Annotated in this window: 19 protein-coding genes and 3 tRNA genes; 11 read left to right on the top strand and 11 right to left on the bottom strand. The window is 41.5% G+C overall.

Annotated features, from left to right (window positions below):
* Positions 1 to 62: 62 nt before the first annotated feature.
* The 10 genes from ABIL39_01335 (at position 63) to ABIL39_01290 (ending at position 10,588) form a co-directional block, all read left to right on the top strand.
* Positions 63 to 2,669: a hypothetical protein gene (locus ABIL39_01335; protein ID MEO0164765.1), complete on the top strand. Its 2,607-nt coding sequence runs from the start codon at positions 63 to 65 to the stop codon at positions 2,667 to 2,669.
* Between the two features lie 480 nt (positions 2,670 to 3,149).
* Positions 3,150 to 4,814: a zinc metalloprotease HtpX gene (locus tag ABIL39_01330; protein MEO0164764.1), complete on the top strand. Its 1,665-nt coding sequence runs from the start codon at positions 3,150 to 3,152 to the stop codon at positions 4,812 to 4,814.
* Entirely contained in the window at positions 4,801 to 5,448 is a 648-nt protein-coding gene (gene nth / locus ABIL39_01325; GenBank protein ID MEO0164763.1) for an endonuclease III, read from the top strand. Before ABIL39_01330 ends, nth begins: the two co-directional genes overlap by 14 nt.
* 24 nt (positions 5,449 to 5,472) lie before the next feature.
* Entirely contained in the window at positions 5,473 to 6,741 is a 1,269-nt protein-coding gene (locus tag ABIL39_01320) for a flippase (protein MEO0164762.1), read from the top strand.
* Between the two features lie 74 nt (positions 6,742 to 6,815).
* Positions 6,816 to 6,887 (top strand) — tRNA-Met (locus ABIL39_01315).
* Positions 6,888 to 6,903: 16 nt separating this feature from the next.
* On the top strand, positions 6,904 to 7,071 hold the full coding sequence (locus ABIL39_01310) for a hypothetical protein (GenBank protein ID MEO0164761.1): 168 nt from the start codon (positions 6,904 to 6,906) through the stop codon (positions 7,069 to 7,071).
* A gap of 2 nt (positions 7,072 to 7,073) precedes the next feature.
* Positions 7,074 to 7,301: a zinc ribbon domain-containing protein gene (locus ABIL39_01305; protein MEO0164760.1), complete on the top strand. Its 228-nt coding sequence runs from the start codon at positions 7,074 to 7,076 to the stop codon at positions 7,299 to 7,301.
* 15 nt (positions 7,302 to 7,316) lie between these two features.
* Positions 7,317 to 7,610, top strand: a complete 294-nt coding sequence (locus ABIL39_01300) for an HU family DNA-binding protein (protein ID MEO0164759.1) — start codon at positions 7,317 to 7,319, stop codon at positions 7,608 to 7,610.
* 35 nt (positions 7,611 to 7,645) lie between these two features.
* Positions 7,646 to 8,218, top strand: coding sequence for a nitroreductase family protein (locus ABIL39_01295; protein ID MEO0164758.1), 573 nt, complete (start codon positions 7,646 to 7,648; stop codon positions 8,216 to 8,218).
* Positions 8,219 to 8,275: 57 nt separating this feature from the next.
* Positions 8,276 to 10,588: a DNA translocase FtsK 4TM domain-containing protein gene (locus tag ABIL39_01290; GenBank protein ID MEO0164757.1), complete on the top strand. Its 2,313-nt coding sequence runs from the start codon at positions 8,276 to 8,278 to the stop codon at positions 10,586 to 10,588.
* Here the strand turns inward: ABIL39_01290 and ABIL39_01285 are convergent.
* On the bottom strand, positions 10,559 to 12,130 hold the full coding sequence (locus ABIL39_01285; GenBank protein ID MEO0164756.1) for a UbiA family prenyltransferase: 1,572 nt from the start codon (positions 12,128 to 12,130) through the stop codon (positions 10,559 to 10,561). The genes ABIL39_01290 and ABIL39_01285 overlap by 30 nt on opposite strands.
* A 32-nt stretch (positions 12,131 to 12,162) precedes the next feature.
* Positions 12,163 to 14,166: a GAF domain-containing protein gene (locus tag ABIL39_01280; protein ID MEO0164755.1), complete on the bottom strand. Its 2,004-nt coding sequence runs from the start codon at positions 14,164 to 14,166 to the stop codon at positions 12,163 to 12,165.
* Positions 14,167 to 14,248: 82 nt separating this feature from the next.
* Here ABIL39_01280 and ABIL39_01275 point away from each other — a divergent pair.
* Positions 14,249 to 14,321 (top strand) — tRNA-Thr (locus tag ABIL39_01275).
* Positions 14,322 to 14,324: 3 nt separating this feature from the next.
* Here ABIL39_01275 and ABIL39_01270 read toward each other — a convergent pair.
* The 9 genes from ABIL39_01270 to ABIL39_01230 all read right to left on the bottom strand — a co-directional run bounded on the left by ABIL39_01270 (position 14,325) and on the right by ABIL39_01230 (position 23,963).
* Complete coding sequence (locus ABIL39_01270; GenBank protein MEO0164754.1) at positions 14,325 to 16,502, bottom strand: HEAT repeat domain-containing protein; 2,178 nt, start codon at positions 16,500 to 16,502, stop codon at positions 14,325 to 14,327.
* A 2-nt stretch (positions 16,503 to 16,504) separates the two neighbouring features.
* A complete protein-coding gene (locus ABIL39_01265; GenBank protein MEO0164753.1) occupies positions 16,505 to 17,146 on the bottom strand; it encodes an adenylate/guanylate cyclase domain-containing protein in 642 nt (213 codons plus the stop codon).
* Positions 17,147 to 20,326, bottom strand: a complete 3,180-nt coding sequence (locus ABIL39_01260) for an AAA family ATPase (protein ID MEO0164752.1) — start codon at positions 20,324 to 20,326, stop codon at positions 17,147 to 17,149. It abuts the gene before it with no gap.
* A 219-nt stretch (positions 20,327 to 20,545) separates the two neighbouring features.
* A complete protein-coding gene (locus ABIL39_01255; GenBank protein MEO0164751.1) occupies positions 20,546 to 21,343 on the bottom strand; it encodes an MBL fold metallo-hydrolase in 798 nt (265 codons plus the stop codon).
* The gene (gene gmk, locus ABIL39_01250) at positions 21,343 to 21,966 is read right to left on the bottom strand and encodes a guanylate kinase (protein ID MEO0164750.1); all 624 of its coding nucleotides are present in this window, start codon (positions 21,964 to 21,966) and stop codon (positions 21,343 to 21,345) included. Before gmk ends, ABIL39_01255 begins: the two co-directional genes overlap by 1 nt.
* On the bottom strand, positions 21,929 to 22,801 hold the full coding sequence (locus ABIL39_01245; protein ID MEO0164749.1) for a YicC/YloC family endoribonuclease: 873 nt from the start codon (positions 22,799 to 22,801) through the stop codon (positions 21,929 to 21,931). The genes gmk and ABIL39_01245 overlap by 38 nt, the downstream gene beginning before the upstream one ends.
* Positions 22,802 to 22,821: 20 nt before the next feature.
* Positions 22,822 to 23,259 carry a D-aminoacyl-tRNA deacylase gene (gene dtd / locus ABIL39_01240; protein MEO0164748.1) on the bottom strand — a complete coding sequence of 146 codons (438 nt, stop codon included), beginning with the start codon at positions 23,257 to 23,259 and terminating at the stop codon, positions 22,822 to 22,824.
* Complete coding sequence (locus tag ABIL39_01235; protein MEO0164747.1) at positions 23,256 to 23,864, bottom strand: DJ-1/PfpI family protein; 609 nt, start codon at positions 23,862 to 23,864, stop codon at positions 23,256 to 23,258. The genes dtd and ABIL39_01235 overlap by 4 nt, the downstream gene beginning before the upstream one ends.
* A gap of 27 nt (positions 23,865 to 23,891) precedes the next feature.
* Positions 23,892 to 23,963: transfer RNA gene (locus ABIL39_01230), tRNA-Gly, on the bottom strand.
* Positions 23,964 to 24,025: the final 62 nt, after the last annotated feature.

Genomic DNA, 24,025 nt, shown 5'->3' with positions numbered 1-24,025 from the left:
TATGGGATGGGATTAAGTAACTGTGATATTGACACGTGTGAAGATTTAAATATACTCAATGTATGAAGAACATCATTAACCACTTAAAACAAAAACTCCATTCCGGTTGGGTAATCGCCAACCATATCCTTGTTTCCTTCCATGTTGCTTTTATCTCCTCTGTTTTGTGTATTCCCAAAGGTCTGCAGGGAAAGGAGGTGCTGGGCTTCGTCTTCACAAGTTTTGATACCATAATTTCTGCAATCTTCTGGTTTGTAAGTTTTCATACCGGGGTTGCCATTCATGAAATGGGACATTATCTCCGAGCAGTTAAACTCAATGCCCTGAATGAGAACATTCTTCCGGCTGCACAAAAGCGATACAAAAGTTCGGGATTGAGTAAATTATTCTGGTATATAGAAATGTTCATCAAGATTCCCTACGGAAAATTCGTCGGAGTCAAAAAAGAAGGATTAACTTATTACCCTGAGGCACCATTCAATCTCAGCGTTGCCGCTGCTGGGCCTGAAATCAGCGGAAACATGGCGCTGATAATGCTTCCAATTGCAGTAATCCTTTTGGCGGTGGGACTGATTGGTGATTATATCATTTCTGTCTATCTGGGTCGTTTATGCTTAGGCATAGGCACGGTGGGATTACTCGATTTCCTTCTTGCCGACCCTGGAAAATACCGAGAATTCAAAGAACGGGAAACCAAAGCAAAGCAAAAGGCTGAACGGATTGAAGTAACAAAGGTGGGCTGGCGGGCAAAAGCGCAAGAGGTAAAAAAGATGATGATGGAAAAAAGAATCCAAAGTATCAAATTGCGAGATGGTGAGGTGGTGAGCGCACCCTGGCAATTCCGGAATTGTGGTATGGGGGGCAGACATACCGAAAAAGAGTATCCAGAAAGTAACATCAGTATGCAGGAGATGATGTTTCTACCGCTTTGTGCCAAAAATTACGAAGAAGCCCAGATGATTACGGTTGCTCTGCAAACCCGGTTAAAAGAAATCATTGAAAAATCAGAAGGTGCTCGGGTGATGGGAATCGGATTGGAGGGTGGTTTGGCACCTTACATCGCCAAAGAGCCAGGCGATATTGTTCCTGAACAACGCCTCTGGCGGATGGCCATTCAGGCAATAAAGGATATCGGATACCGCCCTGGTGAAGATATCGCACTTGCCTTTGACCCGGCTCTTAGTGAATTGAGCAATGCCTACCGGGAAGAATTCAACCAACCTGATGCAATCGGTATGTACTATTTCTGGCGTAGTGAAGAAAAAGTGGTCATGTCCCGCGATCAGTTGCTTGAATTGTATAAAAAGACTGTTGATGAACTCCCGGTCTTTTCGCTTGAGGATGCATTTGCAGAAGACGACTATGAAGGTTGGCGACTTTTGATGAAGGAATTTGGCGATACGTTATTCATAATCGGCGACGATATTGTCACCACCAAAGACTCCACAATTGAAAAATGTGCCGATGATGGTCTCATGAATACGGCGCTTATCAAGGCAAATCAGATCGGAACCCTTTCCGAAACCTTGATTGCCATGCTGGTAGCCCTGGGTAAGGGAATGGATTTACTCGTCTCCCATCGTTCCAAATCGCCAAATGATGATATGGAGGCGCAGATCGCCCTTTCGGCTAATACTATGGGGCTGAAGGCAGGAGGCGGTGCCAACACCGAAAGGCTCTTTAAGTACGGTGCCATCACCAAGATAATGAAAGAACTCCTGAGTGCCCAGGATAAGAAATTTGAAGAAAAAGAATTCCTCGAAGTAAGGAATTTTTTGAACAATCTCGTGATCACGGATATCATTGCTTATGAAGAACCCACCAATGCTGGTATCCCTAGTGTTGGGGTCAATATCTACGCCGGAATCCCGGGAAGTGCCGAATACAAAAAGATATTAAAAATGACCGGTTCCACTCCCCTGGGAACCTCTGCTGGTACTGGTGAAGCTATTCATCTTGTAGATAGTACCATTGAGAAGTCAATCTTAACCGATAAGTATCCCGATTTATTTTCACCGCAGCCGGATAAAACTTTTAAATTTAAAAAGGGAATTAAGGAATCAGATATTCAGGAAAAGAATGACTCCCAGCTGGAAGCACTATGGCAGATGGTCCAGCGCTATGAAGGAAAAGGATGTTTGAACGCTGTAAATAACATTGTAACCATCATCGCTCCCCATTTCTTAGGCCGCAAATTGTCAGAATTTACCTCCATCGCAATGATTGACAAAATATTGCTCAATCTCGAAAAAGAGATCGCCATTGCCCGGGGTAAGATTGACAAAAATGCTTCTCCTGATGAGTTTATTGAAATCATGCAACGCAAAGGCAATTTAGGAATGAATGCGATACTTTCAGTCTCTCTTGCTATGGGACGATTGATTGCCCACATTCAGGGAAAAGAACTCTGGCAGTTGCTCCGTGAAGAAATGAAACTGCTCATTGCCAAGGTCATCTCCGCACAGGGAGATGGGGAATTATTAAAAGATCTTGTTCCCAACGAGAAACTATCTATCATTCGCTCAGCGAAAGAAAATCTTCCTGGAGTTTTAGCAAAAGAACTCACCTTTGATATCCTGGTAAAATGTCTCCAGCGAGTAGAGAAAAAATTGCGGGCAGAAAATAAAAAACTTTATCAGGTACTAAGAAACCAGGCACAAATCTACTGATTCAAAAAGTGTAAAAAGAATAACAAGGTTTTTCAGAAAGGTTATAGAGTACTTTCAGCGAGGGCAGATGGTAATTTCTGCTTAATTTAGTCTCACCTGAACGAGTAACTGTAGATTGCTTTTTCAATACTCAATTTAGATATTTCTGAGTTCTCTCCATATTTTTTTTATATCTTATGAAAGAACGATGAAACCATGGGCAAGATTTGTAAGGGTAATCAATAATTTAGCGTTGGGTACTTTTGTAGGGCAAGGCTTTAGCCTTGCATAAATTTGAAATTCTTGGATGGTAACCAGTAAAATGGTAGGCGCAGGCTTTAGCCTGCGGATAAATCTTTTTAAATCCTGGGTTATCTCGCACCCTGAAGGGTGCGGTTACCTTTAATAATCCAGCGGCATAAAAATAATTTAACAAACTATGGAGAGGAACTCAGCAAATATTTATATTGACTTTGTATTGAAAATGGATAATCTTAAAAAATGCCGCAGGAGTCAAAAGTCTTCTGGGATATTGAAAAGGAGAAAACCCATATCATCTATCTCCTCTTTGGTGTTTTGGTTTTCTTTTATTTTATCTCTTTTTTTGGCATCTGGACAATCTTTAAATTACTAATCCATTTCCGATTATCATTGGAAAATCCCCAAATGAAATTTCACCTGATAGGGAACGACACCCTCATTATCCTTACATTCGCCTTCGTCTTTGCCCTTGGACACTGGTTTTATACCAATCGGAAGATGGTGGAAAAAATATTAAAAACCTTTAATGCCCACCCACCAGATAAAAGCGACCGGTATCACTACATCTTCCAGAATATCCTCGAAGAAATCTCCATTGCAGGTGGTGGGATAAAAGTAGAACCTTATGTCCTACCCACGATTGCTATGAATGCATTTGCCCTCCAGGATATCTATGGGAGGAATATCATCGGTGTGACCGAAGGTTCGATTTCCCGGCTCAAACGCGATGAACTCCAGGCAGTAGTCGCCCATGAGATGGCTCACATCATCTCCAATGACTCGCTCCTGACAACTGTTGCCAGTAGTTTGTTTGGCATTTATGGAGAAATATTAGATGGCATCCTCAAAAATCTGAACCAAATGGGCAAAACTACCGAGGAGTTTTTTTACAGCAAAGGACAAAGGAATGCAATTGCTGGAGCGCTATTTACCGCTCCAGTATTCATCATTCTTTTAATCATGAATTTTCTTTCCCAGTTATTATACGTTTTCATATCCCGGGAGAAGGAATACCGGGCTGATATAAACGCAATAAAATACACCCGAAATCCCTTGAGTCTTGCTCGGGCACTCTATAAAATCGCTAGCCATTATCGTGGTCCACCAAGTTATCTGACGCCGATTTTTATCGTCAGCCCTGAAGCAAATCCCCTGGAAGACCGAGAGGATATCGTTGCCCATCTTTTTTCCACCCACCCACCCCTTCAGAAAAGACTCCAATTAATTCTTGACCAAGCCCATGCAGATATCAGTCAGATTACCGAAATCACTTATAAAAAATCAGGCGGCGAAGAGAGCGAAAAACCCCCGCTCGTGGTTTTTGCCCAAAAGGATGACCAATGGTTCGGACCCTTTACCCTTTACCAGCTCCAGGCTCAGGATTGGCTCACTCCTGATACGGAAGTGAAAATTGGTGATGATGGCCCGATATTGAAAGCCATAAATGTACCCACACTCAGCAATTTTTTAAAGATAAAAGAAACTCCTCTCGGGAAAATGCGGCGTCTCTGTCCCCTTTGTAAGGAGTGGCTGATTCCGCAGGAATATGAAGGACTTTACATCTGGCTCTGCGCCTTCTGTGGTGGTTCGCTCGTGGAAAAAGAAAAATTACCCCGCATAATCGTCCGGAAAGACAAAACATTCCCTGACGAGTTAACCCGGTGTGCTAAGTTGATGTATAAAGAAACACGAGGGAAAAAGTTGAATCCCAAGTTATACATTCCTGCTTTGGAAAAAAGAAGGTGTCCGAAATGCGGGAAACCAATGATGAGAAAATTTTTCAGTTATGCCTATCTTATTGAAATTGATGAATGTAGTGAGTGTAACTTAATTTGGTTTGACAAAAATGAACTGGAGATATTACAATGTATGATTGAAATGGAGGAAAATGATGGAAAAAGATAAAAAATTAATTGCCGAAAAGATAATTGCAGGCATAAAAAAACATTTTCCAGAACCCCGGATTGAATTAAATTATAAAAATGAATTTGAACTGCTGATTGCCGTTCTTTTATCCGCCCAGACTACTGATAAAAAAGTAAACGAAGTGACACCAATGCTTTTTTCTAAATATCCCACACCTGAAAAACTTGCCCATGCCGACATGGCTGATTTATGCAAAATAATCAAACCTCTCGGATTTTTCAGGAGGAAATCCGCTTTAATAAAAAAATGCGCCCAGGTCATCGTAGAAAAGTTTCACGGCAAAATACCTGCAACGATTGAAGAACTCACCCAGCTTCCGGGAGTAGGTCGGAAGACTGCTTCCGCTGTCTTGGTCAACGCCTTCGGGAAACCGGCAATTGTCGTTGATACCCATGTCATAAGGGTTACCACCGAGCGGTTGAAATTAAGCCGGGCAAAGGAAGCTGAAAAGATCGAACAGGACCTGGCAAAGATTTTTCCAGAAAAAGACTGGCAGTTTATCGCCAATGGGCTTGTGCTCTTTGGCCGATACATCTGTACCGCCAAAAATCCAAACTGCCCCATTTGTGCCTTAAACCAACTCTGCCCATACGAGAAAAAGACAAAAAAGTAAAAATTTTTTATTTAATCGGAGATGATGGACAAAATATCTAAAAATTTTGTCAGGCTCTTTTTTGGCGAGGGATTAAGCCACTTGTTCGGATTTATTACAAACGCCTATATCGCCCGTATCTTGGGTGTGGAAGGTTTTGGTTTGATAAATTATTCCCTGGCTTTCCTTACCTACCTTTTGCTCTTCAGCAATATCGGATTTACAACGCTCGGTACCCGGGAAGTCTCCCGGGAACAAAATGACAATACACTAATTGGCACAATCACCGGAGCGAGGTTTACGCTAACACTTCTCCTTTTCATTTTTTTCCTTTCTTTGCTTACCGTGATCCCAGGAACCACCCAGGTTAAAACGGTAATCCTGTTTTATCTCTTTACCGGGATACCCTATGCCTTTAATCTTGAATTTGTCTTTCAAGCGCGGGAAGAGATGGGAATCGTCGCAACCGGTAAAATAATCCAGAGTCTGGGTTATCTGATTTTCATTCTTATATTGCTCCGGAACCCAAAACAGATTCTTACCATACCCATAGCTTTTTTCGCCGGATACACAATTGCCACAATATTGCTCATTTTTTTCTTTATCAAAAGATATAAAAGGCTATATGTTTTGTTCAACTTTTCGGCATTCGCCAATCTGTTATCCGCAGCCCTACCTATTGGATTGGCAACCATCATTTATCAGGCAGTATTCAATCTTCCCACCATCTGGCTTAGAATGCTATATGGTGAAAAAGAAGTTGGTCTTTTCAGTGCGGGTTTTAAGATAGTGCTTTTATTGTTGATCATCGAGCGGGTATTTTATTATCTTGTTTTTCCAATTCTTTCACGTGCGAGCAAAAAAAATCCTGCTCATCTTCCGTTAATAATCGAACTTTTTACCCTTACACTTATGGTGATTACGCTCATCGTTGCACTGGGTGTCGGAATATTTGCTTCCAAAATAATTGGATTGATTTATGGGACCAACTTTATAGCGGCTACCCCGGTGTTGAGGATCCTTTTGCTTTATTTTATCACTGCACCTCTCAACACCCTCTGGGGTTATGCACTAGTGGCCCTTAACCAAGAGAGAAAATTTTTTAAAGTTATCTTTTTGATTGCCCTAATGAATTTGCTGATGATACCGGTCCTCGGCTATCTTTTCAAAGGAACTGGTGTGGCATTAGCAATATTTCTGAGCGAATTCATCGGACTATTAATTATGCACCAAAAGTTGAGCGGGGTTATTCAATTTCGGATGCCCCCACCGGTCAATTTGCCGAGGATAAAGGAAATATTGAATCCTTTCTGATTCTAATTTCACATTCTATTGTTGATTCCTGCAAAACTCTTGACATTTTTTCGATTTTGGTTATAATTGACCAGCGCGGGGTAGAGCAGCGGTAGCTCGTTGGGCTCATAACCCAAAGGTCGCTGGTTCGAATCCAGCCCCCGCTATTAAAAAAGGATATATATGGAAAAAAGAAAAAATCCAGAACGGAGAAAAGGGGAACGAAGGCGGCTCCTAACGGAAGAGGAATTTCGTAAATTGATTGAAGAAGGTAAACTAGGTCCCCACGACCGCCGTTCCTGGACCGAACGGCGTAAAACCAAACGCCGCAAGCGACAAATCGGTATCTGAACATGCCTGTTTTTGAATTCCGCTGTTGTGATTGTAATTTTAAATTTGAAGAACTGATATTAAAGAAAAGCGAAATAGAAAATATCCGGTGTCCACAGTGCTCAAGCAAAAATATTGAAAAATTGTTTTCAATATTTGGTTTCGGGAGCAAGGGGACCAATGGAGAGAGTATCGGTCCCAAAAGTGCCTGTAGTGGATGCCAGCGCACAACCTGCGCCGGATGTAAATAAAAATAGGAGGTAAAAATGCGCCGTGACCAATTAATTGAAGCAATATCGGCAAAATTTGGTTCTATATATCCCAAAGTGGATATTGAAAAACTTATTGATGCCTTTATTGACTTTATCATTGAAACCCTGGTGAAGGAAAAAAGGATAGAAATTAGAAAATTTGGCACATTTGAATTGCGGAGACGCCCCGGCCGGACCTCGCGGGCGCCCAAAACCGGCAAGGAATTCACCCTTCCTGATCGGTATGTTCCCTTTTTCCGGCCGTCAAAAGTATTCAAAAATATTATAATGGAAAGGACGAAGCCTTAAAACAAAAAGATAATAAGAGTAAAACCTAACATCGAATGGAAGTATTTGAAACTATTAAGTGGCGTAGAAGCATAAGAAAATTTTCATCCCAAAAAATTGAAAGGGAAAAACTCCTAAGAATCCTTGAAGCCGGTCGGCTCGCTCCCTCATCCAGCAATCGACAGGCATGGCATTTTGTCGTGGTGGAAGATGAAGGCTTAATTAGGCAAATCCCAGAAAAGGTTGTCCCGGGAACAAAGAGCATTATTTCTTGGATAAAAGAAGCCCCTTTGGTAATTGTTGGTTGCTATACGCAGGCACTCACCCATTTCCTTGCCCGATTATATGGGCACGAGAATCACTTGATCGATATCTCAATTGCTATGACCCATATGGTTCTGGAAGCCACCGAACTGGGAATCGGCACCTGCTTTGTGGGCTGGTTCAATGAAAAACATCTAAAAAAACTTTTGAAAATTCCTGCCCATTACCGAATTGCGATGCTCATTGCCCTGGGTTATCCGGCAGAACCCTCAACCCCTGAAGGTATAGGCGGCATCAAACCCCGTCCGAGAAAAGAACTTAAGGAGATCGTCTCGTATAACGAATGGGGGAAAAAACTCTTTTGATTTACCTCATTGTGCATTAAATTCTTGACAAGTATACGATTTTAGATAAAATAAAATATGTCCATTCTGACATTGGTCATTGCCGTGATAGTGCTGGGGTTTGCTTGTACTGTCCTTATTTATATCGCCCAGTATCTTGAAGAAAAAAAGAGGAGGAAATTAACCGGAATCATCGCCTTTTTTTTGGGCGTTCTCTTTTTCATTTCACAAATTTCTTTTTTAATCTTCCCGGAAAAACAAGATAAAAATTTCGGGGGGCTCTTCGGATATCATATCTCCCGCTGGTTATTCTCCGTGATCGGTCTCTATCTCTTCGTCATCCCCGGACTTCTTTGGTACTTTGGTTATCTCTACCTTTTTGAAAACGAAAGAAAAGATGGTTATCATCTCTTATACTTAATACCAATTGGTGTTTTGACCGACATCATCCTTTCGCTGTTTCTAAAATGGAGCCCTTTGACTGATATTTCAGGTGGTGGCTTTATTGGGGATATCATCAAAGATTTTCTGATTAAATTTTTCGGCTACCCCGGTACCTATATAATAATCATCTTTGGTCTCCTCATCATTGCCTTTATGGCTATGAAAAGATTTATCATCCCCCATAAATCTTCAACAACCTCTCGGGTTCAAACACCCCGTGTGACCCCCATCGTTGAACCATCCAGCAAGGTTGAGGAGAAGATCGAAAAAGAAGAAAAGGAGAAATCCGAAGAGGAGAAAAGAAGAACCGGAAAAGTTCCGAAAAAAAGGGAATCTCCACGCCTTGATTTTAAAACTGAATTTTTAAAGATTCTCGCTGAACCCACCAAAAAAATCGGGGTTGATACCGAGATTTTAAGGAAAGAGGCGGAAATCCTTGAACAGCGTCTTGCTGAATTCGATGTCCAGGGTAAGGTTGTCAACTTTGAATCCGGTCCGGTAATCACCCGGTTTGAATTTGAACCTGCACCTGGTATAAAGGTGAGTCGAATTGCAAGTTTAGATAATGACCTGGCTCTCGCTTTAAAGGCGACGCGGGTAAGAATAGTTGCGCCCATCCCTGGAAAATCGGCAGTGGGGATTGAAGTACCTAATAGAGAACGGAGTCTTGTATATTTGAAAAGCTGTCTTTTGGACCCAAATTTTAATAACAACCCTTCTCCCCTCGCAATTGTGCTGGGCGAAGATATCACCGGCAATCCAGTTAGTGATGATATCTCCACCATGCCCCACATGCTGGTGGCAGGAACCACCGGCTCGGGGAAAAGCGTCTGCATCAATACAATCATTGCCAGCCTTTTATATCATGCGACATATCGGGATGTGCGTTTTTTAATGATTGACCCCAAGCGCCTTGAGTTACCGATGTATAATCCCATCCCCCATCTTTTACGCCGCGCCATCACCGAACCCAAGGATGCAGTAGATGAATTGGAATCCCTAGTGGAGATAATGGAGTCTCGCTACCGAGATTTTGCCCGTGAGAATGTCCGTGACATCGATGGCTACAACGAAAAGATGCGCAAGAAAAACGGTGATATCAAACCCTATATCGTGGTGATCGTTGACGAACTTGCTGATCTGATGCTCACCGCGCCCAGTGAAATCGAAGAGAATATCACCCGCCTTGCCCAGATGTCAAGGGCGGTAGGGATCCACCTGATTCTGGCTACTCAACGTCCCTCGGTGGATGTAATCACCGGTTTGATCAAAGCGAATTTTCCCTGTCGGATTGCCTTCCAGGTTGCTTCTAAAACCGATTCCAGAACCATTCTGGATATGAATGGTGCAGAATCGCTCTTGGGCCGGGGTGATATGCTTTTTTTGCCGCCCGGAAAGGGCACCCCGATTCGTTTACATGGTGCCTACATTTCTACCGACGAAGTCTGCGGTATCAGTCGCTTGATTGCCCGGCAGTATTTATATGAACTACTCAAAGACCTGGAAGAAGACCTGGAAGAAGTGGTAAATACAATTCTTGATGAAGAGCTCTGGACGGTTTTCATCGACCAGGAAGATCCGGCTTTTGAGGAAAAAAAGAAATCGTTGATGAACATCATGCCAGGAGAAAAAATTGATGAGATTATAGAAAACGGCTATTACCCGAAACTGGGTGAAGTGGTACCTGAAGAGACTACCAGTACCGAAATTGGCGAAGGCGAAGTGGATCCTATGTTTCCGGAGGCTGCCCGGTTGGTTTTCCGGCATCAGGTAGCAAGTGTCTCATTATTACAGCGCCGCTTGAATCTGGGTTATGCCCGTGCGGGCCGCATCATTGATCAACTTGAAGCGGCAGGCATCGTAGAGCCATTCCAGGGGAGTAAATCTCGTAAGGTACTTATTCAAGATCCAGAAGAATTAGAAGCAATCATTGCCCGGTATCAATAGACCTTTTGTGAACCACCAGTGTAAAAACAAATATAAACTAAAGCCATATAAAATTGCCCAGTAAGCAATTTCTTTTGGCCTCTTTTTTAAAAGAGAATAAAAAAACGTAAGCATGGAAGCAATCACCGTTCCTACCCATGTCCTAGGCATGAAGAACGCAAATGGGACAAAACTAAAACTTAATAGCAGACTGTAAGGCAAACGATCCCAAGGACTTGCGTCTTTATAAAAAAGTATTGGAAGTGTTATGATTCCGTTCTGCCGGTCGCCGGCGATATCATTTATGTCTTTGGCACTGAAACCGATTGTCACACCGATCAGTAACGCATAAATAAAGTTTTTAGGTATCTTTTGAAATGCCATATCTTGATAAACAATTGACCAGCCGAATGCAAACATGAATAGCACTGCCAGTGCAAGCACAAATGTTGAAATAAAAGGAAGCCTTTTTAACCGGAGTGGTGGTAGCGAATAAACAACCCCCAGAATTAAAAAAACCTTAATAATCAGGAATGCTGGATAACTTAGGATTAATGCAATAGCGATGGTAATCAAAGAAAGGATAATACCGGCATTCCGGTAATACCCTTTCGTGATACCGAGTAATAAAGGATTATCGCGCTGGGATATCGAATCGATGTTTTGATCATAGAAATCGTTAAGAATCTGCAGTGTCCAGAATCCTAATGCCGGTCCCAGAAAAATTAAAAAAAGACCCAAAATATTGAGAGGGACCTCCGCCTGATATATCTGTTCGACACGGTTGGCAAGGAAAAATCCCATAAGAGCAACCAAACCATAAAAAGCCATTCTTTCCCAGCGTATTGAAGCAAGAAGTAGGGAGAAATTTCTTCTGTCTAGAAAATAGTTATAAACGCCAAACAGAACAATAAAAAGTATCAGATAAATACCACAAAATTTCTGCGTATCGCTATTCAGAATTCCACCGTTTTGATATACCGTCTCTGGATGGTTTTGTGCCAGAATCGTGGGAAGCCCACCCCAGAATAATATTGCCCCAAAAACGGTAAGGATGATAATAATGGCGCGAAATATTTTTTTTGTCCGCAGGTAACCGTATATCCCGGATAGAAAACAAATCAAAACGACAACAATCCGCTGACCCTCGGAGATGCCGATATCGATCAGCGTGACAAATGGATTCAAAAAATGCAAAAAATACCTTTCCAACCTTAAAGGATAGGTGATATAACACCCACCATAGCGAAGTGCATCAATAAGGGGAACAAGGATTATCAAGCCTAACCCCAACGTATTGATCCTGGTAGTCGTTCTAATGTCTTCACCGATTAACAACGAAATTATTATTGTGATAAAAAGAAAAGCGCTCAGATAAAACAGGGGAAAATGGAGGAAATACATCAATAGTGCCGGATATGAAAAACTTGTATAGCCGATTCGGTGGGGCTCTTCAAAGATACCTTCCAGAAAAATCCGGAGTAAAATCCAAATAACTATCAACACCAGCGAATATTTCATATTTTGGCTCTGCAGTGAAGAAAAGATTTTATTAAATTTCATCTCTCCCAGTGGATAATCAAGAGCGATGTGGTTTAAATCGTTTCCACGCGATTTCGCCCAAGTCTTTTTGCCATGTACAGTGCACGGTCTGCCTTTTGTATCAATTCCTGGGCATTTTGGGCAGATTGAGGATAAGTAGCCAGACCGATTGAAACGGTGGTTCCCACCTTGCCGAATTTTTTTAGAATTATATAATTATTTTCCACTGCTGTCCGCACCCTCTCACACACCTTAATTGCGGCACTATTTGGCGTCTCCGGAAAAATAATGGCAAATTCCTCACCCCCATACCGGGCAACGAGGTCGGTCTCCCGCACCGTGTTTTTTAATTTGGCAGCAATGGAAATCAGAAGCTGATCTCCAGCCAGATGCCCATATTTATCGTTGAATTCTTTAAAATGGTCTAAATCAATCATCGCCAAACTCACATATCGGGCATAACCCCTGCCTCTTTTGATTTCATTTTCCAATATTAAATCAAAGTGCCGGCGGTTGGCAATTTTGGTCAGGGAATCCGTTAATGACATCTCTTTTGTCTCGTTATAGAGCCGGGCATTCTCAATCGCGATTGCGGCCTGGGAAGCGAATACCGTGAGCATCTTAAGATCATTAGCTGTAAACCCATTCAATCTTTCGCTTTCGATGTCCAACACTCCTATCACCTCACCCCGGACAATCAGGGGAATTGCAGCTTCGGATTTAATAGTTTTTTTGCCCATTACATAAAAGGGACATTTTCTAACGTCTGGCACATAATAGAGTTTCCCGGTCGCCGCCACATAACCGGTAACTCCTTCTTTTCTTGTGATGTTAAGTCGGATGTTTTTTGTTACATATTCGGGATAGCCGCTGGAAGCCTGAACATAGAGTTCATTAGTTTTTTTATCAACGAGCAAAATAGCGCAGTTTTCATAACCGAAGTTTTTGCGTATGCAATCAAGAATGCGCTTAAGCACATCATCAAGTTCCAAGGTCGAGACTAAAGACTGGGCAATGGTGAAAGAAGTCGTCAATTCCCGTGTTCGAGCAATCGCTTCTTCATAAAGTATCGCATTATGAAATGCCACACTCACACGGTCCGCAATCAATTCCAAAATGCGCACCGTCTCTGGGTCAAAAGCATTCAGCTCATTACATTGAATATCGAGAACACCCATTAGTTTTTTATGAATTTTTAAGGGAATTGCTATCTCGGATCTGGTAGAAGTTCGTCCAAATGCAATATACCTGTGGTTTGTAGTTACATCATTTACCACCACGGTGGCACCCGTTACTGCCGAAGAACCCACTATCCCCTGCCCCATTTTTATTCGTAAATCTTTCGGTATCTTATCTAAAAATCCCCGGGAAATTTTTTTTAAAACCAACTCTTCACCTTCGCGTAAGAATACTGCTACATTGAATTGCTTAAAAAATTCCAATATCGAATCCGCAACGCTTTCGCAAATATCTTGGATATCAAGACTTTTTGTCAGACGATGCACTATCTTATTTAACATCTCAAGTTCTTTTGCCCTGCGTATCTCCTCTTCCACAAGCCGGGTGTTGGCAATCACCACTGCGGCTTTAGTGGCAATATTACTTAAAAATAACTCATCTTCCCAGGTATAAGCATTTTCTCTTTCGTAATCCTGAACTGTCATTACCCCTTCAACATTCCCTTTATAAATCATGGGGACACCAAGCCAGCTATAGGCATCGCGGCCCTGGGGCGTAATACCAAGTTTCCTACAATACTTCTTGAGGTCTTTATTAATCAGCAGTGGCTTTTTGGTCTTTATGACATATTCGGTAAGCCCTCCCGAAAGGGGTCGCGAAATAGGATTAATCTCTCTTCCTTCAATCGTATAAATTTCAAATTTAATTGTCTGGGTTTTGGGGTTATAAAGTGCAATATAGAAATTACTTGTATCCATCACTTTGCTGATTTCTCTGTAAATCATCCGGATGACTTTGCTCAAATTGAATGAGGAGCCCAAAATGTGGTCAATACGGCTTAAAAGCTCAAGACGTTTTTTTTCCTCAACCATTTCCATAATTTTATTTTATTAAAAAATCTATTGATGTCAATAAAATTTTTAATTGACTTTCTCGGAAAATTTGATATAATCAAGAGTCGCCAGCGTAGCTCAGTCGGTAGAGCAGCGGTTTCGTAAACCGCAGGTCTCCGGTTCAAATCCGGACGCTGGCTTGGCTATATTTCTTTTTTCTTTTTCAATAACTCCCGGCTTGCGGAAGCGAGTTCTGCATCTTTATGATTGGAATAATCGCGCAGCACATTTATCGCCCGAGGTGTACCAATCCGGGCGAGGGCATTCAGTGCTACCAACTTAGTTTGCTGTAGTAACTCGCCTTTAAATAAAGCTTTTTCTTCCAAAACCTCGGTTAAATAATCAATAACCGAATCGTTGCCTTTTTCTCCTAATACCTCAATAACCGACCTTCGGAATTGTTCCTCTTTCTCATCAGGGATAGGCTTTCGCTGTCTGATCCAGTTCGCCACCTCGAATAATTTCTCTTTCACATCTTCGGCCGGAAGTAATTTCATTGCCAGAAGTATAACCGAGCGATATTTACTCTTTAAACCCAACTTGATAAAATCATAAACTCTTTCGCCATCAATTTTATTCAAACTCTCAATTGCGGCATATTGAACATGTTCATCCTCGTCGGTAACCAATTTCCCTAAATATTCAAGCGCCGAGGTTGCTTTAAGTTCACCAAGAATATAGATACCATTCCTTCGAATATACCACTCCGGCGAATTCAATAATTTCATCACCTCAGGGATTACCTTTTCTCCCATGTGGACTAAAACATCAATGATCTTCATCCGGACACCTTTATCTTCAGCCTCCTTAAGTGTTCCCACAAGCATCGGAATGGCATAATCTGCCATGGTGATGAGTGCCTCGCGCGCCTGGGCGTAAGAACCTTGATCCCACAAAAGGGAAATAAGTTCTGGCAGATAATTCTGGTCTTTGATTTCGGCGACGGTTTTGATAACAATATGCTTTTTTTCCAGCAAGGCTTTCTCCTTACGCACCAGATGCTTCCCGAATTTCTTAGAAATGAATTGCATTATTTCTTCCCGATTGTTTCTCTGTGCTAAGGTGTACAATTCTTTCATGCTTTCCATTATTTTTTTAAATACATTGATATCTTCCTCGGTATCACTCAGGGCATCAAAGCGATCCACCAGTAACCGCACTAGTTCATAATTCTTAACCTCAAAAATTTTTCCACAGAATTGCATTAAATTATTTATCGCCTCTATCCGCGTCGCTGCTGCGGCATCACGCAATTTTGGAAAGTAACTGCGCATCTGCTGCTCAAGATTTTTTTCCATTATTTTATCCGCAACATCCGTACCTTTAGTTACCTTCATTTCGCTCATCAATCTTGCCACAATCTTTTCAAAATTGATCTCGGGGATATTTACCCTTATTGAAGAAAGGATATCCGGTAATCTTGTGCCGGTAATATTTTTCAGAATTTCTACTATCTCATCCTCCACCTGGGGTCCCCGCTCTCTGGCTTTGGTCGCAATAATGTCAATGATATCTTCATCGGGCATGGTGGGGATCAAACTCTTAAACAAAAGTGCTAGTTTTTTATTTTCAGTTTTATACCGGACGATGTTCTTTTTGATGGTAGGCGAAATCACCGCAAGCATCCGGGAAAATATTACCGCATATTCATCCCAGCGCTCCTCACCATATTGATCCGCAATCAATGCCGCAAGCCTTTCCAGGCCACTGATTACTTTTTCGGTTTGTATTTCTGGGGTCTCATTTCCCAGCACACCGATACCAGCGAGAAAATTACCTAAATTTTTTATCCGATCTTCATCACTCCAGGTCTGATGAGAAATCACCAAAGATTCTAAGAAATTTGTCCAATCTAATTGTCTCACTTCTTCATCAGAAGAAACAACACCCACCCGATATTTATTTATTTTGATACCTAATATCCCCCGCGCCCGCACCAGTGCTACAATATCTCCGTAATCCGCAATATCAGCCGGGGTTGCGGCCATCGCCAAGAAGAATGCACGAATTTCTTCCTCTGAGGCATCAACATTAAATGTGATACTCTTCACTCCCAAGCGCGCGAATCTATCCACCAAGCTTTTAACCAGCGGCAATCTTTTGGAATCAAACCGGTCCTCCCCCATCATCAAAACATCTTCAATCACAACAAGCGAAATTGATTCCTGCTCAATGGGGAGTTCTTTTAACATTATTTTGATGCGCTGGACAACCGGTTCCAGCGAAGGATGGCCCCGGGGATAAATTCGACAGATATTTATTCCTAAAGCAAGTTGTTTAATGAATTCAGTTTTATATTCAATGGATGGTCCCTCACCCATAACTACCTCAATTTTAATTTATAGGCCCGAATTGATAAATGACTTTCGACCAATTCCCCATATTCTTCGTATTCAAAAACCGAACGCGTCGCCTGGTAAAATGTTTCCCCAACCAAAACGCTATTATTACCTGCATTCCGTTGCAAAATTAAACTCTTGGCAAAACCGTCAGTAACGATTATGGCAGATTGAAGATTACCCGCAATATTATATATTGATGCCTGAGCCAACTCTATACCGCATTTTATCTTACATTCTTTGAATGCAGAGGATATCTGCTCACAATCTTTTACCCTCTTTACTATCTCTTCAACCGCCATAACCGCAAGATGTGGGGTATATTCCGTTTCGTGGGTCAACCCAAAGATACCGACGATTTCGTCACCAATTATTTGATAGAGAATGCCTCGGTACTTTTCTATTATCTTACAGAAATCTTCAAAAAGGCTATTCAAGAATTGCATCACATCCTCCGCCTCTAGCGACTCGCTCAAACTCGTAAAACCAGATAAATCAGCTCGCAAAAAAACTAAAGGTATATCTTCCAGAGGTAACTTACCTTCCGGTGAGAGCATTTTACCACAATAGGGACAGAAGTTTGATTTTTCAAGTAAGGAATTTTGGCAGCGCTGGCAAATCAGCATCTACATCTCCAATAATGTTACATATTCTGTTTTATTGCCGAAATACTTGCGGTTTTCTGGATTTAGCCGATTTTTTATATCATCCAAAATATACAGTGCTTTCCGTCCGTAGTAATTAGCCTGTTCACGAATTCCCTGTTTCTGGTAATACAGTGCCAGTTTATAAAGGGCATGGGCAATCAGCGGTGGATATTTTAGCATTTCTCCGATGTCCAGTGCCTTTTTCAAATAATCGAGCGCTTTTATTTCTGCTAAATCCGCGAGGAATAAATGACACCAGAATTCTAATTCTCTATTCTCGATTTTCTGGATGAGTTTCAATGCATTGTTGAGAAAGACTGCTGCTTTTTCTTCTTCCCGTAGATTTTTAAAAACAAAACCTTTTTTAAGATTAATCTCGGCAAGCAAATTATCACGAACAAAAAGAGGTAAATTTTTATCTATGAAGTCCAAATTATTTTTCACCCCAGTTTCATCACCCCGCAGAGACATCAAAACCGTGAGTGCCAAGATTGACCTAAGGGAAATTTCAAACCCAAACTGCCGCGTTAGATCAAATGCCGCGCGAAAATAATTCTCAGCCCAATCGTAGTTGCCTATCTGGTAGTATATTTCACCCATAAGATATTTTACTTCGGACTGCTCAAGAATCTCCTCCTCATTCAGCAATTCGTTTAAAGCATAGTTCAAATATTCGAGACTCAGTTCATAATTACCCAGTAAGATATGCATCCTGGAAAGATTCAAAAGACAATCATATTCACCTTGCTGATAATTGTTGCTCCGGGCAGTTACCCAGGCAAGATTATAATTTAATAAACTTTTTTCTGGTTCATTTTTTGCCTGGTATAGAATGCCCAATCCCGTGTAGAGCGCCGTCAGAACTTCTGACATCTCATTATTACATGATTCTATGGCATTAATAAATAGCTCTTCAGCTTTAGGGTATTCATTTAAAAGATAAAATGCCGTAGCAAGGCGCTCAAGAAAACTTAAATGCCAATTTTTAAGATTCAATTTGCTTGCGCGCGCTTGACCCAATTCGGCAACCGACTTCATTCGTTGAATGTCACCCTTTATTTCATAAAGATCGCAGAGATTGAGGAGGGCATCTAAGACTAAATCCTCCTCAATTATTTCAGGATGTTCTTCGGTTATACGCAAAATGATATTGAAAAAATTTATTGCTGATTCGATAGAATACAGGGTCTTTGCCTTATAGCCTGACAACCGGAAATAGTGTGCCGCCTTTTTGAATTCTTCGCCGCCAAGGAACTGCTGAGCGAGTATCTCAAAATACTCTGTGAGGCAGGTCTGATATTTATCCTCAATTAAGTCCGCCACCCTTTTATGGATCTCTTTTCTCTTTTTCATCGGCAGGGTTGTATAGACGGCATCTCGTAACAGATTATGACGAAAGATATAAACCGGATCATCGCCATCACGGAATTGGACGATATAATCTTCTTTTGCCAGATAAGTTAGCCGTTCCTCAATATCTGTTACATCACTTAATAATCCTGCAATTATTTTCCGAGTAAAACTGTATCCAATCACTGCTGCATAATCAATGAGCAGACGATAGGATGCCGGTAATGAATCCACCCCCGACATAACCACCCCATAAAGATCATCAAGAAAAGGCAATCTCTTTTCTCTTTCCAAAAACCATTTCCCTTTGTCATCCTTTTTAATCATCTGGGTCCGTTTTATATTCCTTATCGTTTCAATAACAAAAAGTGGATTACCACCCGAGATCCGGAATACAAAATCCGCTAAATGTTCATCAACATCACTATCCAAAACAAACTTAATTAGCGCATATACCGATTCAAAGGAAAGGGGATTAAGGGCAATTGTTTCGACAGGCAAATTAAATTTGAACTCAGTATCGGGAATGAAATTGACCATCAAGATAAAAATTGGCTGATCAGCCAGTTTTTGTGTCAGAAAGTAAACTAACATCCGACTTAGATTATCGACGCGATTAAACTCTTCAAAAATCAAGACCAGTGGCTTCTTGCACGCCAGGGCACTAAGCGTATTCTTTACCGCACTAAAAATCTCCTCCTGAATTTTATGCAATCGTTCCTCGCGAATCCGGCGTGTATCAGCAGTAAAAAGGTATCGTAGACCCTGGGCATCCTGCTCCGTCAATCCGTTTTCCCGGACGAACTTATCAATCCGGTAGATGATTTTTTGCACATCATCAATTTCTGTTATGCCCATGATTTCTCTGAAGAAAAATTTAAAGGGATAATACGGACTGTGAATTTCCAATGCACAATAGCTTTCATATACCTGAAGGTCTTCCTGCTTTCTAAGATATTCTCTAAATTCTTCTTTCAATCGGGTTTTTCCAATACCCATCTGCCCTGTAATAGCAAAAACTTTAAGTACTTTTCTCTTTTTTACCGTATCCAGGGCCTTAATCAAACGTGCAAATTCCTGTTCCCGTCCTAAGAGTGGGAACCGGGATACTGCTGGCTTCCTTTTTTCCTTCAAAAGTTGATTTAATTTATAAAGCCGGACCGGTTGGGCACGACCTTTTAAAATTCGCTCTCCTATAAATTCGGCGTCAACTAAATGTGAAATCCTTTCGTATACAGCATCACTTATAAATATTTGATCCAGCGGACAGATTTGTGCAATTCTTGCTGCAACATTGACTGTATCCCCGATGATTGTAAGATAAGAAAGTCCTTTAACAATATACCCGAAAAAAACCCAGCCGGTATTAACCCCGTAGGTTGTATGCCAGTCCCCAAAATCCCGGCGGTCCATTCTGTGGAGACAATATTCCCGCACCGCAATGACACACTCAATGGCATGTTCGAGGTCTTCTTTTGACGCACGTGGGATACCAAAAACGACCAATATCCGATTATCCGGGATGATTTTGTATGCACTTCCCCCATGTTGAATAACTAATTTCTCAATATCATTCATAATTTCGGCAAGATAAATGGCGTTTTGTCTTGCTTTTATTGGATCATCGAATGCACGAGGGGCGATAAAATTCACAAAAAATAAAGTAACAATCCGAGACTCTCCACCCCATAGTTTAACATGTTCACTCTCGACAACGGACTCAGTGGCTCTAAACAACGCACCACAGTTAGGACAGTATTCATACGATGCAAGAATTTTGTTATAGCCACAAAATTTACACTCCTCCATGACGAGATATTATATAAAAAAATCTAAAAATGTCAAGACTATACTACCAAAATGATCTTATTTTTATCAAGCAAGATCGACTATGCCAAAAAATATTTGATGTATCTCCTAAAGAATCATCACAGATTATTATAGTTTACAATAGCGTCAATATCTGTAATCGGTTACGATATCACAAATTCCAAAAAAGCATATGCAACAAGGCGATTGGGTTAAAATTTAACCATAGGCTAACAATTTATGAATTTCATAGTGTTTTCCATCTTCTGCAGCCAAAACTGTCACTCCAGTTTTCTTTTTCAATTCCCGGGCGATATTCCAGGGTCCGGCCCGAATCACGGTCATCCCAAAGTGCGTGATGATTGCTACCCGCGGCTTAATACCATTGATAATCTCTGCGCAATCAGCTACTGAAAGGTGATCAATATCTGAAGATTCGAGCTTCAAAAGGCTTAAGATAATTATCTCGGCCCGGTAAGCGTGAATCAAATCAGGAAAGAATTTTGTATCAACAATATAGGAAATTGAATAATCATTATAAGTTAACTTAAAACCATAGGTCTCCACCCGGTGTTCATGGCGAAGCGGAAATTTAATCTGTAACCCATTGAGATTTATCTCCAGACCCGCTTTTATTATTTTTATCTCTTTTAAAAATTCCAGCAGATATTCAAATACCACCCCTCCTTTTCCGAAGGCATCCGCCGGTGCTGCTAAATACCCATTTTTCTTAAATCCTCCCTCGGTCATTACATCCAGATAAACATTCACATCCGCCGAATGGTCAATGTGTTTATGGGTTAAAATGACCAAGTCGATCTTTTCCGGATTGAATTTGGGAAGATAAGTCAAGAAACGATAATAAGACTCGGGTCCGGGATCAACCAGAATATTTTTACCTCCGATGCAGAAAAATATGCCGCCTGTCGCCCGCAATTGCCGAGCGATCACATAGCGCGCCCCGCCTGTTCCCAGGAAAATTATCTCGTCCATCGGGTGCTCAACCTGTTTACGCATTATGCGTTTTTATGTTTCTTTTCGGACTGTTCATTTGTCTCTTTATCAATAATCCGCAGAATTTCCGTGACGGCATCCTCAAGATTTGTATTCTTTACTACATATTTATAATCTGGCAGATATTTCAGTTCTTCGTGGGCATTCTTAAGCCTATTTGCAATCTCTTTTTCGTCGTCGGTATTGCGTTTCACCAGTCTTTTTTTGAGTTCATCAAAATCTGGGGGTAAGACGAAAATATAAATTCCATCGGGATAAATGGGCATCAATTTCTTCGCACCCTGGACGTCGATATCCATCAGCACATGAAAGCCTTTTTTTAAATTCTCCTCAAGGAATGCCCGGGGGGTGCCATAGTAATTCCCGTGTACCCGGGCATATTCCACAAATTTACCATCCGCAATCCAGCGTTTAAACTCATCTTCAGTTAAAAAATAATACTCCCTACCATCCACCTCACCCTTTCTTTTTGGCCGAGAGGTCGCCGAAATGGAGTAAACGATATCTTTCCGACGGGCGATTATTGCATTACAGATTGTAGTCTTACCTACGCCCGATGGACCTGATATGACAATTAATTTTGCCTTTTTATTCAATGTTCTGAATTTGCTCCCGAATTTTCTCAATCGCCTCTTTTATATTTACCACCGATTCACTAATTTTTAAATAATTTGCCTTCACACTCAAAGTATTCGCCTCCCGCTGCATCTCCTGGAGCAGAAAATTCAAACGACGTCCAGGATATTTCTCATGAGTCAGGGTATCTTTGAAAAGGTCAATGTGCCCAAGAAGCCTTGCATATTCCTCAGAGACATCGGTTCGGTCCGCAATGTAGAGTATTTCCTGATAGAGCCGCGTCCGGTCGAGGTTTTCGTTAAATTCTTTGGTCAGGTTATCAAGATGTTTTTTATAATAGATGTTGCGCTCCGGGATCATCTCTTTTATCTTCTCTACTTCCCTTTCAATATCGCCAAGAATTTTAAAAATTTCCTGTTTCGTATGCTCGCCCTCTCTTTTTTTAGTCTTCAACAATTCCCGGAGTGCCCGCATAAAAATTGGTTTAAAATTTTTGAATATCAGGCTGGTATCAGTCTGAGATTGACTGATTTTTATCAACCCGGGAATCGCCAGTATGGTGTTGATATTTAATGAGCCAGCCAATTTATATTTCTTTTTGATCGAGCGTGCGACCGTAAGGTACGCATCCAATAATTCTTTATCAACCTCAAATCTGTTGCCTAAAATCTCCCGGTCCTGTTGCACAACAACAACGATATGTCCCCGGCAGAGATTCTTTTGGAGAATTTTCTTTATTTCATCCTCAAAAGGACTGAAAGAGCTAGGTAATTTCAAAGAAATATCCAAAAAACGATGATTGTAGGACCTTATTTCCACATCAAATTTTATCGGTGGACTTTTGATCGTCCCACTTGCCCGACCGATTCCAGTCATACTATACATCGCCACCCCACCTTTACCGTTTACTCTTCCAGAATAATCGTCACCGGACCGTTATTTTCCAAGACCACCAGCATGCGGGCACCAAAGACACCGGATTTTACTGGAATTGAAAAACTCTGTAAACACTCAATGAAATACTCGTAGAGTCTCTTGGCCCTTGTCGGTTCTTCAGCATCAGAAAAAGACGGACGTCGCCCTCGGCGGGTATCTGCTAGTAAGGTAAATTGCGAAACGACTAGTGCCTCGCCATTTATATCTTTCAATGAAAGATTGAATTTACCGTTCATATCTTCAAAAATTCTAATATGGGCACACGTCTCTGCCAACTGCTCAGCCTGTGCTTCGGTATCACCTCTTTTTATCCCCAAAAGAATTAACAACCCTTCACCGATGTCTGCCACAGTCTTATCATTTACCCTAACCTCGGCCCTTTTAACCCTTTGCAAAACCGCTTTCACTTAGCCACCGCCTCAAGAATTGCGCGGGCAAAATCTTTTGCGGCCTGGGGGCCAGAGGCAGTAATAACATTGCCGCTTATTTCCAGATCACTTCCCGTATATTCAGCACAATAGGGTTTTATCTCGTTAGCCACCTGGGGATATACCGTAGCTTTTTTATCTTGAAGGATCCCCGCCCGGGCAAGAATCACCGGGGCAATGCATATTGCGCCCACCGTCTTGTGATATTGATTAAAATCCTGAATTAATCTCTGGAGTGTGACATCTTCCCATAATTCCCTGCAACCGACTCCACCCGCAATGACTAGGGCTTCAAAATTCTCGGGAGAAATTTGTGAAATCAAAATATCGGGTTTAACGACCATTCCCAGCATTCCCTTAGCCGGGGTTGTATCCGTGGAGGCAACGAGAACCTTAAATCCGGAATTTTTCAGCAAATCATAAGGTTCTTTGAACTCTTCATCCCGGAAATCACGATGCGCAATTACGATCACCACGGATTTTTCCTTAGCGCCCGGTGTGACGACTGTCGGAGTCTTTTGCTCTTTGGGTGCACCACAATAGCTGACAATCAAACTACTGAGGATGAAGACAATTTTTCTCATAACACCTCCTGGAATTGGAAATAAAAAAGCGGGAGACGGGACTCGAACCCGCAACCAACGGCTTGGAAGGCCGTGACTCTACCATTGAGCTACTCCCGCGGTCATAAGCCAATTCTGCAATAATTTTATCTAATTATACCTGCTAAAATTCAAAAGTCAAG

The organism is candidate division WOR-3 bacterium, from assembly GCA_039802205.1.
Lineage (GTDB): Bacteria > Hydrothermota > Tepidihabitantia > SM23-42 > JAOAFX01 > JAOAFX01.
Note: the sequence above shows the minus strand (reverse complement) of the source record. Positions and strands in the feature narration are given on the sequence as shown.

What these genes read in the sequence shown, in the direction of transcription:
- ABIL39_01335 (MEO0164765.1), top strand. Translation starts at nt 63, where the DNA reads ATGAAGAACATCATTAACCACTTAAAACAAAAACTCCATTCCGGTTGG.
- ABIL39_01330 (MEO0164764.1), top strand. Translation starts at nt 3,150, where the DNA reads ATGCCGCAGGAGTCAAAAGTCTTCTGGGATATTGAAAAGGAGAAAACC.
- nth (MEO0164763.1), top strand. Translation starts at nt 4,801, where the DNA reads ATGGAAAAAGATAAAAAATTAATTGCCGAAAAGATAATTGCAGGCATA.
- ABIL39_01320 (MEO0164762.1), top strand. Translation starts at nt 5,473, where the DNA reads ATGGACAAAATATCTAAAAATTTTGTCAGGCTCTTTTTTGGCGAGGGA.
- ABIL39_01310 (MEO0164761.1), top strand. Translation starts at nt 6,904, where the DNA reads ATGGAAAAAAGAAAAAATCCAGAACGGAGAAAAGGGGAACGAAGGCGG.
- ABIL39_01305 (MEO0164760.1), top strand. Translation starts at nt 7,074, where the DNA reads ATGCCTGTTTTTGAATTCCGCTGTTGTGATTGTAATTTTAAATTTGAA.
- ABIL39_01300 (MEO0164759.1), top strand. Translation starts at nt 7,317, where the DNA reads ATGCGCCGTGACCAATTAATTGAAGCAATATCGGCAAAATTTGGTTCT.
- ABIL39_01295 (MEO0164758.1), top strand. Translation starts at nt 7,646, where the DNA reads ATGGAAGTATTTGAAACTATTAAGTGGCGTAGAAGCATAAGAAAATTT.
- ABIL39_01290 (MEO0164757.1), top strand. Translation starts at nt 8,276, where the DNA reads ATGTCCATTCTGACATTGGTCATTGCCGTGATAGTGCTGGGGTTTGCT.
- ABIL39_01285 (MEO0164756.1), bottom strand. Translation starts at nt 12,130, where the DNA reads ATGAAATTTAATAAAATCTTTTCTTCACTGCAGAGCCAAAATATGAAA.
- ABIL39_01280 (MEO0164755.1), bottom strand. Translation starts at nt 14,166, where the DNA reads ATGGAAATGGTTGAGGAAAAAAAACGTCTTGAGCTTTTAAGCCGTATT.
- ABIL39_01270 (MEO0164754.1), bottom strand. Translation starts at nt 16,502, where the DNA reads ATGGGTGAGGGACCATCCATTGAATATAAAACTGAATTCATTAAACAA.
- ABIL39_01265 (MEO0164753.1), bottom strand. Translation starts at nt 17,146, where the DNA reads ATGCTGATTTGCCAGCGCTGCCAAAATTCCTTACTTGAAAAATCAAAC.
- ABIL39_01260 (MEO0164752.1), bottom strand. Translation starts at nt 20,326, where the DNA reads ATGGAGGAGTGTAAATTTTGTGGCTATAACAAAATTCTTGCATCGTAT.
- ABIL39_01255 (MEO0164751.1), bottom strand. Translation starts at nt 21,343, where the DNA reads ATGCGTAAACAGGTTGAGCACCCGATGGACGAGATAATTTTCCTGGGA.
- ABIL39_01245 (MEO0164749.1), bottom strand. Translation starts at nt 22,801, where the DNA reads ATGTATAGTATGACTGGAATCGGTCGGGCAAGTGGGACGATCAAAAGT.
- ABIL39_01235 (MEO0164747.1), bottom strand. Translation starts at nt 23,864, where the DNA reads ATGAGAAAAATTGTCTTCATCCTCAGTAGTTTGATTGTCAGCTATTGT.